The 15,803-nt window shown below is 71.9% G+C and carries 14 protein-coding genes; 5 read left to right on the top strand and 9 right to left on the bottom strand.

Annotated elements, in window-relative coordinates; genetic code table 11:
* Positions 1 to 118 precede the first annotated feature (118 nt).
* The 3 genes from ACZ5VD_RS11035 to ACZ5VD_RS11025 all read right to left on the bottom strand — a co-directional run bounded on the left by ACZ5VD_RS11035 (position 119) and on the right by ACZ5VD_RS11025 (position 2,944).
* Positions 119 to 1,099 (bottom strand): N-acetylglucosamine kinase, encoded by a 981-nt coding sequence (locus ACZ5VD_RS11035; RefSeq protein WP_468682003.1) that lies wholly within the window; start codon positions 1,097 to 1,099, stop codon positions 119 to 121.
* A complete protein-coding gene (locus tag ACZ5VD_RS11030; protein ID WP_468549703.1) occupies positions 1,096 to 1,773 on the bottom strand; it encodes a uracil-DNA glycosylase in 678 nt (225 codons plus the stop codon). The genes ACZ5VD_RS11035 and ACZ5VD_RS11030 overlap by 4 nt, the downstream gene beginning before the upstream one ends.
* An 85-nt stretch (positions 1,774 to 1,858) precedes the next feature.
* On the bottom strand, positions 1,859 to 2,944 hold the full coding sequence (locus ACZ5VD_RS11025; RefSeq protein WP_468549702.1) for a WD40/YVTN/BNR-like repeat-containing protein: 1,086 nt from the start codon (positions 2,942 to 2,944) through the stop codon (positions 1,859 to 1,861).
* Positions 2,945 to 3,225: 281 nt separating this feature from the next.
* Between ACZ5VD_RS11025 and ACZ5VD_RS11020 the strand changes: the two genes are divergently transcribed.
* The gene (locus ACZ5VD_RS11020; protein WP_468682001.1) at positions 3,226 to 3,810 is read left to right on the top strand and encodes an Rv1733c family protein; all 585 of its coding nucleotides are present in this window, start codon (positions 3,226 to 3,228) and stop codon (positions 3,808 to 3,810) included.
* Between the two features lie 83 nt (positions 3,811 to 3,893).
* On the opposite strand, the gene ACZ5VD_RS11015 is transcribed toward ACZ5VD_RS11020, so the two are convergent.
* Positions 3,894 to 5,957: a HEAT repeat domain-containing protein gene (locus ACZ5VD_RS11015; protein WP_468682196.1), complete on the bottom strand. Its 2,064-nt coding sequence runs from the start codon at positions 5,955 to 5,957 to the stop codon at positions 3,894 to 3,896.
* Positions 5,958 to 6,098: 141 nt separating this feature from the next.
* Positions 6,099 to 7,763, bottom strand: coding sequence for an acyl-CoA dehydrogenase family protein (locus tag ACZ5VD_RS11010; protein ID WP_468681999.1), 1,665 nt, complete (start codon positions 7,761 to 7,763; stop codon positions 6,099 to 6,101).
* A gap of 63 nt (positions 7,764 to 7,826) precedes the next feature.
* Between ACZ5VD_RS11010 and ACZ5VD_RS11005 the strand changes: the two genes are divergently transcribed.
* Positions 7,827 to 8,615, top strand: coding sequence for a PaaX family transcriptional regulator C-terminal domain-containing protein (locus ACZ5VD_RS11005; protein WP_468681997.1), 789 nt, complete (start codon positions 7,827 to 7,829; stop codon positions 8,613 to 8,615).
* 66 nt (positions 8,616 to 8,681) lie between these two features.
* Here ACZ5VD_RS11005 and ACZ5VD_RS11000 read toward each other — a convergent pair whose 3' ends face one another.
* Both ACZ5VD_RS11000 and ACZ5VD_RS10995 read right to left on the bottom strand, forming a co-directional pair.
* Entirely contained in the window at positions 8,682 to 9,485 is an 804-nt protein-coding gene (locus ACZ5VD_RS11000; protein WP_468681995.1) for a pectate lyase, read from the bottom strand.
* 32 nt (positions 9,486 to 9,517) lie between these two features.
* On the bottom strand, positions 9,518 to 10,495 hold the full coding sequence (locus tag ACZ5VD_RS10995) for a pectate lyase family protein (RefSeq protein ID WP_468549697.1): 978 nt from the start codon (positions 10,493 to 10,495) through the stop codon (positions 9,518 to 9,520).
* A gap of 314 nt (positions 10,496 to 10,809) precedes the next feature.
* Between ACZ5VD_RS10995 and ACZ5VD_RS10990 the strand changes: the two genes are divergently transcribed.
* Positions 10,810 to 11,196, top strand: coding sequence for a non-reducing end alpha-L-arabinofuranosidase family hydrolase (locus ACZ5VD_RS10990; RefSeq protein ID WP_468549696.1), 387 nt, complete (start codon positions 10,810 to 10,812; stop codon positions 11,194 to 11,196).
* 147 nt (positions 11,197 to 11,343) lie between these two features.
* The gene (locus ACZ5VD_RS10985; RefSeq protein WP_468681993.1) at positions 11,344 to 12,615 is read left to right on the top strand and encodes an extracellular catalytic domain type 1 short-chain-length polyhydroxyalkanoate depolymerase; all 1,272 of its coding nucleotides are present in this window, start codon (positions 11,344 to 11,346) and stop codon (positions 12,613 to 12,615) included.
* A 320-nt stretch (positions 12,616 to 12,935) separates the two neighbouring features.
* Here ACZ5VD_RS10985 and ACZ5VD_RS10980 read toward each other — a convergent pair whose 3' ends face one another.
* On the bottom strand, positions 12,936 to 14,015 hold the full coding sequence (locus ACZ5VD_RS10980; protein ID WP_468681991.1) for an NADH:flavin oxidoreductase/NADH oxidase: 1,080 nt from the start codon (positions 14,013 to 14,015) through the stop codon (positions 12,936 to 12,938).
* 122 nt (positions 14,016 to 14,137) lie between these two features.
* Between ACZ5VD_RS10980 and ACZ5VD_RS10975 the strand changes: the two genes are divergently transcribed.
* On the top strand, positions 14,138 to 14,485 hold the full coding sequence (locus ACZ5VD_RS10975; protein ID WP_468549694.1) for an ArsR/SmtB family transcription factor: 348 nt from the start codon (positions 14,138 to 14,140) through the stop codon (positions 14,483 to 14,485).
* On the opposite strand, the gene ACZ5VD_RS10970 is transcribed toward ACZ5VD_RS10975, so the two are convergent.
* Positions 14,411 to 15,793 (bottom strand): nucleobase:cation symporter-2 family protein, encoded by a 1,383-nt coding sequence (locus tag ACZ5VD_RS10970; RefSeq protein ID WP_468681989.1) that lies wholly within the window; start codon positions 15,791 to 15,793, stop codon positions 14,411 to 14,413. The genes ACZ5VD_RS10975 and ACZ5VD_RS10970 overlap by 75 nt on opposite strands.
* Positions 15,794 to 15,803: the final 10 nt, after the last annotated feature.

Raw genomic sequence — 15,803 nt, 5'->3', positions numbered from 1 at the left:
TCCGGTTTTGTCTGATGAGTTACGTACAGATCCGAAGTGATCAGCGGTTTTCCCGGTCGCGGCACTCAGATCTTGGGGTGCGAAGGGGCACTTCTCGGGCATATCCCGTATCTGGTGATCAATCACCCCACATGGTCACCACGTGCAGCATCCTCTCGTCACCCGGCAAGGTGAGAGAACCCGTCGTGAGATCGGTCGCGATGCGCACCGAACCGTGCAGCGGATCGCCCTCGGCCGCCACCCGCCGCGCGTGCGGCAATCGCCTGGCCAGTTCTTCCTCCAGCGGTACGGTGAGAGCCTCGCCCATCTGGAACAGGCCGCCGGTGAGGGCGACCCGCGGCTCCCCGGCCGACGGGCAGACGGCGGCGGCGGAGTCGGCCATGTGCCGGGCCGCCGCGCGCAGGATGCCCGCGGCGACCGGGTCGTCCGCCGCGCACGCCGACACCTGGGGCGCGAACGAGGCGAGCACCGCGGCCCGGTCGGGGCGCGGGTACAGGAGGCCGGGCAGCTCCGCCATCGGGCCGAACATCTTCTCGGCGCACGCCAACAGCCGGACGGAGCCGCCCTCCCGGCCGTCGTGGGCGCGCAGTGCGGCCTCCAGCCCGGCCCGGCCGATCCAGGCGCCGCCGCCGCAGTCGCCGAGCAGGTGTCCCCAGCCGTCCGCGCGCCGCCAGCGCGTGAGATCCGTGCCGATCGCGATGAGCCCCGTGCCGGCGGCGACCACCGCTCCGGCGTGCGGTCCGAGGGCCCCGGTGTAGGCGGTGACGGCGTCGGCGACGAGAGCGACCGTCCGGGCCCCGAACTCCCGTCCCAGCGCGGCCGGCAGTTCGGCGCGCAGGGCCTCGCCCAGGGTGGCGAGCCCGGCGGCACCGATCACGGCCGTGCCCAGATCGTCGACACCCGTCTCGGCGGTCAACGCACGCACCATGGGCACCAGTTGCGCCATGAGATGCTCCGGATCGATGCCCCGGTCACCGGTGCGCACCGGCTCCCGGGACTCCCGCTGAGGCAGCGTGCCGTGCCCGGGGGCACCGACGACGACGCGGAGACCGGAGCCGCCGGAGTCGACGGCGAGGAACCCGTGCCCCGCACCGGTCACGGCAGGCGCCAGTCCACCGGCTGTCCGCCCAGCCCGACCAGCAGGTCGTTGGCCCGGCTGAAGGGACGGGAACCGAAGAAACCGCGGTCGGCGGACATCGGCGAGGGGTGCGCGGACTCCACCGACGGCAGACTGCCGAGCAGCGGACGGAGATTGCGGGCGTCACGGCCCCACAGGATCGACACCATCGGCTTGCCGCGCGCCGCCAGCGCGCGGATCGCCTGCTCGGTGACCTCCTCCCAGCCCTTGCTCCGATGCGCCCCCGGACTGCGCGGCGCGGTGGTGAGCGCCCTGTTGAGCAGCAGCACCCCCTGCTGCGTCCAGGGCGTCAGATCACCGTTCGACGGCTGCGGCAGCCCCAGATCGCTGTTCAGCTCCCGGAATATGTTGATCAGGCTGCCGGGCAGCGGACGGACGTCCGGCGCGACCGAGAACGACAGGCCCACCGCGTGCCCCGGCGTCGGGTAGGGGTCCTGTCCGACGATCAGCACCCTCACCTCGTCGAAGGGCTGCTGGAAGGCCCGCAGGACATTCGGCCCGGCCGGGAGATAGGTGCGTCCCGCGGCGATCTCCGCACGCAGGAAGTCGCCCATCTCGGCGATGCGTCCGGCGACGGGTTCGAGGGCCTTCGCCCAGCCCGGTTCGACGATTTCATGCAAGGGTCGTGATGCCACGGGCGTCACCCTACTGCCGTACAGGCGGCGGGGATCAACCAGTGGCCAACACCCGTCGCCGGGACGGGTGGTGAGCGCCTCCGCCTCACGCGACCACCGCGGCCCGCACACACAGCACGTCCGGCAGGTGCGAGGCCAACTGCCGCCAGCTGTCGCCGTCGTCCGCCGACGCGAACACCTCGCCGTTGCGGTTGCCGAAGTACACGCCCGCCGGGTCGGCGTCGTCCGTGCACATCGCGTCCCTCAGCACCGTGCCGTAGTGGTCCTCCTGGGGCAGGCCCGCGGTGAGCGGCTCCCAGCTCTTGCCCGCGTCCGCCGTACGGAAGACCCGGCAGCGCCGGTCGGCGGGCACCCGGTCCGCGTCGGCGTTGATCGGGAACACGTACGCCGTGTCGCCCCGGCGGGGATGCGTGGCCGCCGCGAAGCCGAACGTGGAGGGCAGGCCCTCACCGATGTCCGTCCAGTGCGCGCCCGCGTCGTCGCTGCGGTACACCCCCCAGTGGTTCTGCAGATACAGCCGGTCCGGGGTCGCCGCGTCCTGCGCGATCTTGTGCACGCACTGGCCGAACTCCGGGTTCGGGTCCGGCAGGAACACCGCGGCGACACCGGAGTTGGACGGCTCCCAGCTCGCTCCGCCGTCTTTCGTGCGGAACACCCCGGCCGTCGAGACGGCCACCGTCACCGCGCGCGGATCCCGTTTGTCGGTGAGCACGGTGTGCAGGCCCTCGCCGCCGCCGCCCGGCACCCATTTCGACCGCGTGGGGTGCTCCCACAGCGGCCGGACCAGGGTGAAGCTCTCGCCGCGGTCCTCGGAGCGGTACAGCGCGGCCGGTTCCGTGCCCGCGTACACCACGTCCGGCTCGGCGGCGGCCGGGTGCAACTGCCAGACCCGCTCCAGCGAGGCGTCCGTGTCCGGCGGGAACTTGACGGCCGGCTGCGCCGGTTCGGTCCAGGTCCGGCCCAGGTCGTCGGAGTGGAACACGGACGGACCCCAGTGCGCGCTGTCGCCGCCGGCCAGCAGCCGCGGACGCGCGCCCCTGGTGTCGATGGCGACCGAGTACACCGCCTGCGCGTTGAAGCAGGGATTCTCGTCGAACTCCCAGGCGCCACCCCGCCGACGCCCGATGAACAGACCCTTGCGGGTACCCACGGCGAGCAGAACTTCGGTCATGCCGATCACCTCCGCGACATCTTTGTCTCAGACACCCGCCAGTCTGCACCCCACCACTGACAGTCACCCCTGGGAACGCTCCACCGCAGGTCAGCGCGGCGAGGATAGTCCCTCGGCCATGACCGCGGATCGGTTTCGGCCGGATTCCGTCCCGTCGGGGGACCCGTGGGCGGACGGGGCGACGAAGTCGGCGTGAGCATCGAAGAGGCGTCTCCCGTATGGGAGTGCGGTACGGAGTGGTCGTGCGCCCGCTTCTGGCGCTGATGAGGAGGATGCCTTCGATGGCGTTCCGTGGTCCGAAGGTGTGGCTGTGGCGCTGGCGGCGCAATCCGCTCAAACGGGGGGCCGATGTGCTGGAGGCCTGGGTGGTGCTCGGCGCCTGGGTGCTCAGTGTCCTCGCCGGCGTCCTGGCGGGGCTGGCGGTGACCTGGTCCGTGGAGAACGAGCTGGCCCGGGAGCGCGTCGAGTGGCGGCCGGCTGTCGCCCACCTCACCGAGCGGGCGCCCGGCACGGCCCACGTGACCGCCGAGACGTCTAACGGTGAACGGGTGTGGGCAGAGGTGCGCTGGACCCTGGCGGACGGTTCCGCGCACACCGGCCAGGTGCGGGTCCCGCCCGGCAGCGGCTACGGAGCCCCGGTCACCGTGTGGACGGATCCGGTGGGCCGCCTCGTCTCGAAACCCGCCAACGAGGCCCAGGCCCAGCTGCGGGCCGCCCTGATCGGCGGCCTGATCGGTGTGAGCACCGGGGCCGTCCCGTTCGTGTGCGGCCGGATCCTGCGCGGCCGGCTGGAGCGCCGCCGCATGGAGCGCTGGGACGCGGAGTGGGCGCTGCTCGGACCGCTGTGGGGGCGTACGACGGGCTGACATCGCACGGCGCCGCACCTCACCGGTGACAGGGGCAGGCGGCGGGCCGCACGACACGGCACAGCCGTGCCCCGCTCGTCCGGCTACGGCTGGGCCGGCACGGCGCGGCACAGCCTCAACAGACGTTCGTCCTTCAGCACGTCGTGACTGCCGTGGCCGCCGGGCCGGGCGAGGTGCCGCCGGGGCGCGGCCAGTTCCTCCTCCACCAGGTCCCGCAGGGGCGTACCGGCCGCCGCCGTGCCGACGAGGCACTCGGCGACCGCGCCCCGCGTGTCCGGGGCCTCCACCCAGACCGTGCGCCACACCGGAACCACGGCGTCGACGTCCTCGTCGACGTGCCACAGCGCGCACGCGGCCGTGACCCGCTCCCCCGGGTGAGGGGACCGTGTCAGATCCCGCAGCGCGGTCGTGGCGGGACGCGCCGGTGCACCCATCCGTGACACCACGTCCGCCGCGGCCGACCTGCGCCGAGGTGAGGGCCCGCTCGCCAACTCCCGCAGCAGGACGGGCAGGACGGCCGTCGCGTCTCCCGTGACCTCCCACAGCGCCCGCGCCGCCGTGCTCGCGAACTCGGTGTCCAGCAGGTCTCGCAGGGCCGGGACCGCCTCCTGCGCGGTGGGCCCGAACGTGCCCACCGCCCGGACCACGGCCTCCACGCAGGCGGCATCCGCACCGGGCCCGGCCGACAGCCCGCGCAGCAGCCGCAGCACCTCGGTGAGAGCCTGCCCCGCCCCCTCGGCGGTGTGGTCCGGGCCGAGGTCATGGAGCGCGACGAGCGCCGACAGCAGGGGCACGGCCCGGGCCGTCATGTCCGGCGAGCCGAAGGATGTGCCGAGGGGCGTGCCGATGCGTATCCCGCCCAGCCCGCGCCGGACCAGGGGCACAAGAGGTGCCGCGTTCCTGCCCAGATGACGGACCGCCTGCCCCAGGTCACGGGGTACGACCGGCCCGGCCAGCACCTCGGCGAGGACCGGTACCGCCCGTGGATCCCCGGTCCGGGCAAGGGCGTTGAGCGGACCGCCGAGCATCGGAATGCCCCGCTCCCACCGACTGATCCACAGACCGGGACGGGAGGACACGAGCGAGGCGAGCGCATCGGCGGCGGGGGCGGCCAGTTCGTAGAGGTCCGAGAGGACGGACACCGAGGCATCGCGCAATCCGTCCTCCTCCGCGCCCAGTTGCGTCCCGATCAGCGCCACGAGCCCCGAGTGGTCGGCCCGCCACTCGCGCATCAGGCCGGCCGACATCCATACGGCGTTGCTCCGGTCGGTCGCGTCAGGGCAGGTCAACTGCCCCTTCAGGAGGGCGATCCGGTCGTCCAGCCGGTCGTCGAGCGCCCGGTGCAGGGTCCGCAGCAGCCGGGAGCCCTCCTCGTCGACGGGCCGCGACAGGCGCAGTCGGCCCACGAGTGTGTCCGCGCCGGGGCCCTTGGCGGTTTCCGGCTCCAGGGGGCCGCGCGCGGACCTCTCCCCGAGCAGCCGGACCACGAGGGGGACGAGGCCGGACGGCAGCCGGTCCGGGGCGCATCCCGCGAGCTGACCGAGCGCGGCGAGCCGTGACGCGGGACCGTACGGTGCCAGGCTCCGCGCCATCAGCAGCTCCAGCGCCTCGGCGGCGTGCCCGGGATGGCGTCGTACGAACAGGCCGAGGCTCTCGGTCAGGGCGAGCAGGACCCGGTCGTCCCGTTCCACCGCGATCCGCTCGCGCAACAGGTCCAGCGCCCGGGCCGGTTCGTCGACGAAGCGGACCACGGCGTCCGCGGCGGCCCGGCGTACTTCCGCGTCGGTGTCCCCGCTGAGCCCGGCGACGACCTCGGCGCGGGTGCGGAACGCCGAACGGGACGATGGGGACGTCCCGTTGGCCACCCCCTCGCTCGCCGCTCCGATGCTCACCAGAAGTTCGACGACGCCGCTCCGGTCCGGCAGCCCCTGACTGCCCGCGAGCGCGAACAGAAACGGAACGCAGGCGAGCGTCGAGTCGTATACGGCTCCCCGGTGGTGCACGACGCCATACATCCGGTCCAGCGCGACCGCTCTCTCGGCCGGGTCCGCGGAGGCGAGCCCGCGGAGCCATCCGGGCACGTCCTCCGCGCTGCCGTCGGCGTGCCGCAGTGCGGCCCAGTCGACCTCGTCGATCCCCGTGAACACGTTGTCCTCCCCCAGGCGAAGTCCCACTGATCGGGAGTCTGCACCACGGCACTGACAACGAAGCGGAATCGGAGTGTGACAGTGTGCGAACCGATGGGGAAGGCCGTCTTGGACGCACAGTCGAGTGAGCCTCGGGCGCGCTCAGCCGCCCTCGGGCAGCGCCCGCGCCAGAATCGCGTCCAGGCCGACCGCGTCGGGAAGCGTGCCGAAGGCGTGCCCCCAGTCGCCCCCCAGCCGGCTCGCGCAGAAGGCGTCGGCGACGGCGGGCGGGGCGTGCCGGACCAGCAGGGACGCCTGCAGGGTCAACGCCATCAGCTCCACCAGCCGCCGCGCGCCTGCCTGCGAGGTCTGCGTCAACTGCCCCTTCAGCCGCGTCACGGCCGCGTCCAGGCGGGCGTCCGCCCCCTGGGCCAGGGAGAGTTCGGCGAGGAGGGCCGGAACGCTGCCGCTCTCGCGGCGCAACGCCCGCAGCACATCGAGCGCGTTGACGTTCCCCGAGCCCTCCCAGATCGACAGCAGCGGGGCCTCGCGGTAGTGGCGGGGCATGCCCGACTCCTCGGCGTACCCGTTGCCGCCGAGGCACTCCAGGGCCTCCGCGGTGAAGGCCGGACCGCGCTTGGTGACCCAGTACTTGCCGACGGCGGTCGCGATCCGCCGGAACGCCTGTTCACCGGCGTCCCCGCGCACCGCACGGTCCGCCGAGCCGGCCAGCCGCAGGGTGAGGGTGGTCGCGGCCTCCGACTCCAGGGCGAGGTCGGCCAGGACGTTGCGCATCAGCGGCTGGTCCACCAGCCGGGCCCCGAACGCGCTGCGGTGGCGCACATGGTGACCCGCCTCCACGAGCGTCTTGCGCATCAGGGTGGCCGACATCATCACGCAGTCGAGCCGGGTGCAGTTGACCATCTCGATGATCGTCTTGACCCCCTGTCCCTCGGGTCCGACCAGCCAGGCGACGGTCCCGTCGAACTCGGGCTCGGAGGAGGCGTTGGACCGGTTGCCCAGCTTGTCCTTGAGACGCTGGATACGGAACGTGTTGCGGCTTCCGTCGGGCAGCACGCGCGGTACCAGGAAGCAGGAGAGCCCGTCCGGGGCCTGGGCCAGCACCAGGAACACGTCGCACATCGGCGCCGACGTGAACCACTTGTGCCCGCGCAGGGTGTACACGCCGGGCTCGGCGGTGGGCGTGGCCGCCGTGGTGTTGGTGCGGACGTCGGAGCCGCCCTGCTTCTCCGTCATCCCCATGCCCGCCAGCAGACCGCGCTTCGCGGTCGGCACACCGAGCTCCGGGTCGTAGACGCGGCCGGTCAGCAGCGGCTCGTAGACCTTGGCGAGGTCCGGCTGCCGGCGCAGCGCGGGGATCGCGGCGTAGGTCATCGAGGTCGGGCAGCCGTGGCCGGCGTCGGTGTGCCCCCACACCAACCCGCCTGCCGTACGGGCGACATGGGCCCCCGGCCGGGCGTCCGCCCAGGGCGCGCCCGCCAGCCCCGCGCCGACCGCGACCCGCATCAGGTGGTGCCAGCTCGGATGGAACTCGACCTCGTCGACCCGGTTGCCGTACCGGTCGTGCGTCCGCAGTTCGGGCTCATGGCGGTTGGCCAGCTCGGCCCACTCCTGGGCCTGCACGCTGCCGGCCCTGAGGCCGAGCCGCCGGATCTCCTCCTGCGCCCATCCGGCGCCCTCCCGGTGCAGCCCCTCGAAGAGGGCCGTGTCCTCGGAGGCGTCGTACGGGGCCAGGGGAGGGGGCTGGTTGGTGACGTCGTGCGTCGTGGACCGTTCGTGCGCGGGGATCGAGACCATACGCTCCATGTTGCACTCTCGCTGCGGTCGTAGCAATGATGCAATAAGGCGATGCTCGTACAGTACGGACCCATGCGAAGGAACATGCAGGTGGGCGAGGTGGGCGAGGTGGGGCGGACGGATGCGGTGGATCTGCGACCGTTGTCCGCCCGGTCGGTCGTGCTGAGCCTGTTGCTGGGCGCGCATCCGCCCGAGCTCCCGGTCAAGGACCTGCTCCGGGCGGTGGAGCCCTTCGGGGTCGGCGGTTCCACACTGCGGGCCGCGCTCAGCCGGATGGTGGCCGCCGGTGACCTGCGGCGCACGGACTCCGTCCACCGGCTCAGCGACCGGCTGCTCGCGCGTCAGGGCCGGCAGGACGACGCCGTACATCCCCGCACGCGCGCGTGGGACGGCGACTGGGAGATGGTCGTGATCACCGCGACGGGGCGCGGGCCCGCCGAACGCGCCGAGCTGCGGGCCCGGTTGGCCGCCCTCAGGCTCGCCGAACTCCGCGAGGGTGTCTGGCTGCGGCCCGCCAACCTGCTCAGGCCGGTGCCGGACGACCTCGGCGAGGTGGCCCGGCACTTCACGGCCCGCCCGGACCGGCCCGCACGTGACCTCGCGGCGGCCCTGTGGCCCCTCGACTCCTGGGCGGCCACCGCCCGGGCGCTGCTCGACCACGTCACGCGCGTGGCCCGCCCGGACCGGCCCGCCGACCGGCTGACGGCCTTCGCGGCCGTCGTACGCCATCTGCTGGCCGATCCCGTCCTGCCGCCGGGACTGCTGCCGCAGGACTGGCCGGGCGCGGACCTGCGCGCCGCCTACACGGACTACCAGGGCGAGTTGGCGGACACCGTGCCCCAGCGTGCGCCCGGCGCATGACGAGGCGGCCGTGCGAAGCGCCGCGCGGGGACGCTTCGTACGGCCGCCTCACCTACCGTGGGGGGATTACTTGTAGGTGATGTCCGAGGACGAGTACTTGCAGTAGGTCCCGTCGGCGTTGGAGCCGTTCGTGGGGGGCTCCTTGCCGGTGTTGTTGCCGATGTACTTCTGGCAGGGAACGATCTTCTTGCTGGAGTCCCCGACGATCGTGATGCCCCTCAGGGTCGCGCTGTCGCCGTAGTTGGTGTTGATGCCGGCGAGCTTGCCGCCCTTCCAGGTCGCCTCGATGTTGGTGAGGTTGATGGTCCGCTTGTACTGCGTGGAGCAGTTGCCGCAGGACCGGACGAAGGTGCCGAAGTTCTTCGCCGCGAAGTTGGAGATGTTGAGCGTCCCGGCGCCGTTGAACTGGAACACCTTGTCGCTGGCTTCCTTGGCGCCGCCGCCGGAGATGGTGTAGACGTTCGACGAGGAGCTGCCCCGGAAGGTGGCGGCGTCCTCGCCGACGTCCTCCCACCACACGTTCTGCAGGGTGCAGCTGCCCTTGCAGTGGATGCCGTCGGCCGCCGGGGCGCCGATGATGACGTTCTTGAGGACGGCGCCCGCCGCCAGCTCCAGGATCGGCCCCTGGTCCTCGTCCTGGTTGTCGGAGCCGAGGTCCCCGGTGCCGTAGAGGCGCTTCATCCCGTAGTCCTTGGTGCCGGAGACGGGGATGGTCGCGGAGACGCCCTGGCTGCCGTTGGCGGTCGGCCAGGTGGCCGCGCTCGCCGGCGCGGCGCCGAGTGTCATGATCATGCCAGCCGAGAGAGCGAGTGCGGCCAGCGAGCCGGTCAGTGCGCGCCCGTGGGCGCGCGGAGGTGTCGAAGAAGTCATGTCCCGATTCCTTCTTCCCGGTGGGGGAGTGGTCAGAGCTTTCCGGCGCCCGCGCCGCTCGTCACCGAGGCGACGACGGAGGAGGCGGGCTCGGCGCTGTAGCTGTACGGAGCGGTGGTGAAGGTGCCGACCCGCGAGACCTCGGTGGCGGCTCCACCCAGGTCGTTGCCGCGCAGGTTGGCGAATCCGTCGACGTCACTGCTGCGGTTGGTGGTGACCGCGACCTTCGTCGTACGGAAGACGTTGTTCTCGACGAGCATCTGCGCGCCCATCCGGGAGTGCACGGCGGTCTCGGCACCCTGGACGTAGTTGTCGTAGAAGTGCCCGGTGCCGAAGCGGAGGCTCGGGATGCGCGAGTAGACGTTGCTGAAGTGGTTGTGGTGGTACGTCACCTTCAGGTGCCCGGTGTCCTCGCTCGCGTTGTTGTCGCTGTGACCGGTGAGCGAGCCCTTGAAGTGGTCCTTGAAGGTGTTCCAGGAGACCGTGACGTTGTCGGAGCCGTGGTTGATGTCCAGCAGCCCGTCGTAGTAGTCCTTGTCGTGGTCCCGGTCGGCCGAGAAGGAGTTGTGGTCGATCCACACCCTCGTCGACGCTTGGACGGTCACGCCGTCGGACGGTGCGAGCGGCTTGCTGATGTTCAGGTTGCGGACGACCACGTTGGTGACGTTCTTCAGCCGCAGCCCGCCACCGGTGAACCCGGACGCCGAACCGACGCCCAGGACCGTGGTGTTGGAGCCGATGTCGACCTGGCCGCTCAGCGAGATCCGGCCGTTGACCTTGACGACCTTCGCCGTGCTGCCGGTGACGGCCGTCTTGAAGGCGGCCAGTGTCGAGACGGTGACCGCGCCGGCGCCGCCTCCGCCGGTCGTCCCGGCGCCGAACCCGATCGGTGAGGTCTCTGCGGCTCCGGCCGACTGGGGGAGAGTCAGTACGGCGACCGTGGCCAGAGCGGCCGCTCCGGCCGCCAGTACGGATCTTTGCGCGTGTGTACGTGGGGGAAGAGTGCGCATGCGGGTGCGGTCCCTTCAGGATGCCTGGTGGGGTCAGGTACGTGAACGTTGTTCGCCATGCTGATCGCCGCGCGCGAGCGGAGTGGCCGAGTAGGCCTTGGGGGAGCCGTCTCGGTCACACTGCTGAACGGAACGTAGGGGGCAAGCGCTTTCTAGTCAACGCTTTGCGCAGAACACATTCGGCCACCCCTGGTGGACCTGCGGCAGCGAATTCTTTCGTGGCGTGGGAGCGCTTCCACGGCAGCCATGTGCATGCCACGATGCTCGGCGGATGCTTCCCTTCCGTGAGAGGCCGGTCGATGACGACTCCACGTATGCGTACGTTGATCAGCGGGCTGGTCCTCGCCCTGTCGGCCGTCGGCCTGACGGCCCTGTCTCCCGCCCCGGCGACCGTCGGCGACGCCCCGGCCGGTCGCGCGGACGCGCTGCCCGGCTCGTTCACCTGGTCGTCGACCGGTCCGCTGATCGCGCCCGGGCCGGACGCCACGCACCCGATCGTCTCGGTGAAGGGCCCGACCGTCTTCCGGTACAAGAACCGCTGGCACGTCTACTACACGACCGCGGACACCGCCGGCCGGTGGAGCCTGGAGTACACCAGCTTCACGGACTGGTCCCGGGCGGCCGAGGCGCCGCAGACCCCCCTGGACACCAACCCGAACATCGGCGACCGGTACGCGGCGGCGCCCTCCCTCGGCGCCTGAGCCTGTTGACCCGGGCGAACGCCACCTGCTGACCGGCGACGGTCGGAGAAACGCCGCACCACGTCCCCAGAGCCGCGACCAGAAAGGGACAAGGACGTGCCCCTCACCCCCCGCAACACCGCTGGAAGACGCCTGCGTTCGACACTAGTGACGCTGCTCGCGGCGCTCGTGCCGCTGCTGGCGGCCACCCTCCTCGCCGCGCCGACGGCCTCGGCCCGTCCCGAACGGGTCGCCGCCGCCCCCACCGCGGCGCTCACCGAGGTCACCGGCTTCGGCGCCAACCCGAGCAACCTCCAGATGTACCTGTACGTGCCGGACAGCGTCACCGCCAACCCCGCGGTCGTGGTGGCCGTGCACTACTGCACCGGCTCCGGCCCGGCCATGTACTCCGGCACCGAGTGGGCCTCGCTGGCCGACCGTTACGGGTTCGTGGTCGTGTACCCCTCGGTCACCCGCGCCAGCAAGTGCTTCGACGTCTCCTCGCCCCAGGCGCTCAGGCGGGGCGGCGGCAGCGACCCCGTCGGGATCAAGTCGATGGTCGACTGGGTCACCGCCAGGTACGCCGCCGACACCGGCCGGATCTTCGCCACCGGCATCTCCTCCGGCGCGATGATGACGAACGTCCTGCTGGGCGACTACCCGGACGTCTTCGCGGCCGGCGCCGCGTTCTCCGGCGTTCCCTTCGGCTGCTTCGCCACCACCGACGGTTCCGAGTGGAACAGCGCCTGCTCGGGCGGCACGATCAACCGCACCCCGCAGCAGTGGGGCGACCTGGTCCGCGCCGCCCACCCCGGCTACAGCGGCCCCCGGCCCCGTATGCAGGTGTGGCACGGCACCGAGGACGACGTGCTGCGCTACCCCAACTTCGGGGAGGAGATCAAGCAGTGGACGAACGTGCTGGGCGTCAGCCAGACCCCGGCCGCCACGGACACCCCGGTCTCCGGCTGGACCCGCACCCGCTACGGCGCCACCGGTGACCGTGCCCCCGTCGAGGCGATCAGCCTCCAGGGCGTCGGCCACAACCTCTACGTGAACGGCATGGCGGCCCGCGCCCTCACCTTCTTCGGCCTGGACAGCTCGGGGCCCGCGCCCCAACCCCAGCCGGGCGGCTGCAAGGTGACGGCGACGACCAGCGCCTGGAGCACCGGTCTCACCGCGTCGGTGACGCTCACCAACTCCGGTACGACATCGGTCAACGGCTGGCAGCTCGGCTTCACGCTGCCCGCCGGGCAGACCATCAGCAACGGCTGGGGGGCCACGTACGCGCCGGCGTCCGGGGCGGTCACGGCGACGAACGCCACGTACAACGGCACACTCGCGGCGGGCGCGAGCGTGACCATCGGTTATCAGGCGAACCATTCCGGCAACAGTGCGGCGCCGAGCGCGTTCACGCTCAACGGGAAGGCCTGCACGGGGTGATGCCGAGGGCCGCTCGGTGGCCGGGGAGTACCTTCCCCGGCCACCGAGCGGCCCGGACGGCTGTCAGTACGGCAGGAGGCGCCCCGAGGGGGTCCTGCGGTCGATCGTGGTGTCGCGCGGTGTACTGGGACGACGGCTGACGCGAATACGGATGCGACGCTCCATGACGCTCTCCTCATGCCTGATGCGACCAGCCTCGTCGCCCGCGGCCCCGGACACATCCTGCCCGGGGAGGCATCGCCCCTGACCTCGCGGGATCAGCCGCCGGGGGTGCCGTACTCCTCAAGGAGGAGACTGCCCACACAAAGGGGTCTCGGAACTCAGACCGACCGGTGGTACTGATCCGGGACATGAACGTCCCCGTCCAGCTGTCGTGCCGCCCGCCGCGCCCACGAGGGATCGCGCAGCAGTTCGCGGCCCAGCAGGACCGCGTCGGCCTCGCCGTTGTCCAGGATCTTCGCGGCCTGGTCGACCTCCGTGATGAGGCCGACCGCGGCGACCGGGAGGGAGGTCTCGGCCTTGACACGGGCGGCGAAGGGGACCTGGTAGCCGGGGCCGGTCGGGATGCGGACCCCGGAGGCGTTGCCGCCGGTGGAGACGTCGAGGAGGTCGACGCCGTGGGCCTGGAGGTCGCGGGCGAAGCGGACGGTGTCCTCCGGCGTCCAGCCGCCCTCCTCCAGCCAGTCCGTCGCCGAGACGCGGAAGAAGAGCGGCTTGTCGTCCGGCCACACCTCGCGCACCGCGTCGACGACTTCGAGGGCGAAACGGGTGCGGTTCTCGTACGAGCCGCCGTACGCGTCCGTGCGCCGGTTGGAGTGGGGGGAGAGGAACTCGTTGATCAGGTAGCCGTGCGCGCCGTGGATCTCGGCGACCTCGAAGCCGGCGGCGAGCGCGCGGCGGGCCGCGTCCGCGAACTGGCCGGTGATCTCCTGGATCCGGGTGACCGTCAGCTCGGTCGGTACCGGGTGCCGCTCGTCGAACGCCAGGGCGCTCGGCGCCGACGGCTGCCAGCCGTACGCCTCCGGACCGACCGGCGCGCCGCCCTTCCAGGGCCGGTCGGTCGAGGACTTGCGCCCGCCGTGGGCGAGCTGGATGCCCGGCACGGTGCCCTGGGAGACCAGGAACCGGGTGATCCGGCGGAACGCCTCGACCTGGGTGTCGTTCCAGATGCCGAGGTCGTAGGGGGAGATCCGGCCCTCGGGGCTGACCGCGCTGGCCTCGACGATGATCAGCCCCGTGCCGCCGGCCGCCCGCGCCGCGTAGTGCGTGAGGTGCCAGTCGTTCGGGGCGCCCGCGTCCGGGCCGTCCGGCGCTGCCGAGTACTGGCACATCGGGGGCATCCAGACCCGGTTCGGGATCGTCGTGGCGCGGAGATCGAGGGGCTGGAAGAGGGAGCTCATGGCGAGCTGCTCCAATCGTCGCGGGACCGTGGGACGACTCGTACGATAGGCATCGTAGTACGGGAAGTGTCAAACTACGAGACCTCTCGTACAATGGGACACCCCGAGCCCGTGGAGCCGCCGTGACCTCCCCCGCCGTCAGCAGCCGCGACCTGCCGCATCCGGCGCGCGAGGAGATCCGGCTGGAATCCGTGCTGCACGCGCTGTCGGACCCGATGCGGCTGCGGATCGTGCGAGAGCTCGCCGCCGAGAGCGACGAACTCTCCTGTTCGCACTTCGACCTGCCCGTCACCAAGTCCACGACCACGCACCACTTCCGGGTGCTGCGGGAGGCCGGGGTGATCCGGCAGACCTACCGGGGCACGGCCAAGATGAACGGCCTGCGCCGCGACGACCTAGACGGCCTCTTCCCGGGGTTTCTCGACGCCCTGCTCGACGCCGCCGCCCGGCAGGCCGTCCGCCTCGGCTGAACCCGCCCCGCTCGGCAGGTGGTTGAAGAGCAGGTTGAGGACGATCGCCGTCAGACAGCCCGCGCTGATACCGCTGGTCATCACCGTCTGGAACCAGTCCGGGAACTTCGCGTAGATCGTCGGAACGCCCACCGGCAGCACGCCCATGGCCACCGAGACGGCCACCACGGTCAGGTTGTGGTTGCCCTTGAAGTCGACCCGGGCCAGGGTCCTGAGGCCGCTCGCCGCGACCGTCCCGAACATCACCAGACCCGCGCCGCCGAGGACCGGCGCCGGTACGGCCGCCACCACCGCGCCCAGCTTGGGCAGCAGGCCCAGCAGCACGAGGATGCCGCCCGCGGCGGCGACGACCCAGCGGCTGCGCACCCGGGTCATCCCGACGAGGCCCACGTTCTGCGCGTACGCCGTGTACGGGAAGGTGTTGAAGATGCCGCCCAGGACGGTGGAGAGGCCGTCGGCGCGCAGGCCGTCCGACAGGGAGCGCGGCTCCACCTTCCGGTCGGTCATCTCGCCGACCGCGATCAGGTCACCGGTGGTCTCGGTCATCGTCACCAGCGCCACGACCAGCATCGAGATGACCGCCGACGCCTCGAAGGTGGGCGCCCCGAAGTGGAACGGCGTGCTGACGCCGACCCAGTCGGCGTCCCCGACCCCGCCGAAGTCCGTGAACCCGAGGGGGACGGCGACCGCGAGGCCCACCACGATGCCGATCAGTACCGCGATCCGGCTCAGGAACACCGGCGCGAACCGCTGCACACCCAGCACCACCGCGAGCACGAACGCGGCGAGGCCGATGTTCTTCGGCTCCCCGAAGTCCGCCGCGCCGACGCCGCCCGCGGCCCAGTTGCCCGCGACCGGCAGCAGTGAGATGCCGATGATCAGGATGACCGTGCCCGTGACGAGCGGCGGGAAGAACCGCAGCAGCCTGCCGAAGACGGGCGCCAGCAGCACGATCGCGAGCCCCGCGACGATCACCGAGCCGTAGATCGCGGGCAGTCCGCCGCCGGTCGTACCGATGAGCACCATCGGGGAGACGGCCGCGAACGTACAGCCCTGCATGATCGGCAGCCGCACACCGAACCGCCAGAACCCGATGCACTGGATGAGCGTGGCGACACCGCACACCAGCAGGTCGGCGGTGATCAGATACGCCAGGTCCGCGGGCGACAGCTTCATCGCCCCGCCGACGATCAACGGCACCGCCACCGCGCCCGCGTACATCGCGAGGACGTGCTGGAGCCCGAAGGCGGCCAGTTGTCGTACGGGTGGGACCTCGTCGACGGGATGCACGGGTGCGGTCGTGGCCATGGGCGCTCCA

The sequence above is a fragment of the Streptomyces sp. NPDC032822 genome (assembly GCF_055578825.1).
The sequence above is the reverse complement of the archived record's forward strand: the minus strand, read 5'-3'. Positions and strand labels throughout refer to the sequence as shown.

Bases quoted from the DNA above. Each gene is read 5' to 3' on its own strand.
- ACZ5VD_RS11025 (WP_468549702.1), bottom strand. From the start codon at position 2,944: ATGACCGAAGTTCTGCTCGCCGTGGGTACCCGCAAGGGTCTGTTCATC.
- ACZ5VD_RS11020 (WP_468682001.1), top strand. From the start codon at position 3,226: ATGGCGTTCCGTGGTCCGAAGGTGTGGCTGTGGCGCTGGCGGCGCAAT.
- ACZ5VD_RS11010 (WP_468681999.1), bottom strand. From the start codon at position 7,763: ATGGAGCGTATGGTCTCGATCCCCGCGCACGAACGGTCCACGACGCAC.
- ACZ5VD_RS11005 (WP_468681997.1), top strand. From the start codon at position 7,827: ATGCGAAGGAACATGCAGGTGGGCGAGGTGGGCGAGGTGGGGCGGACG.
- ACZ5VD_RS11000 (WP_468681995.1), bottom strand. From the start codon at position 9,485: ATGACTTCTTCGACACCTCCGCGCGCCCACGGGCGCGCACTGACCGGC.
- ACZ5VD_RS10995 (WP_468549697.1), bottom strand. From the start codon at position 10,495: ATGCGCACTCTTCCCCCACGTACACACGCGCAAAGATCCGTACTGGCG.
- ACZ5VD_RS10990 (WP_468549696.1), top strand. From the start codon at position 10,810: ATGCGTACGTTGATCAGCGGGCTGGTCCTCGCCCTGTCGGCCGTCGGC.
- ACZ5VD_RS10980 (WP_468681991.1), bottom strand. From the start codon at position 14,015: ATGAGCTCCCTCTTCCAGCCCCTCGATCTCCGCGCCACGACGATCCCG.
- ACZ5VD_RS10970 (WP_468681989.1), bottom strand. From the start codon at position 15,793: ATGGCCACGACCGCACCCGTGCATCCCGTCGACGAGGTCCCACCCGTA.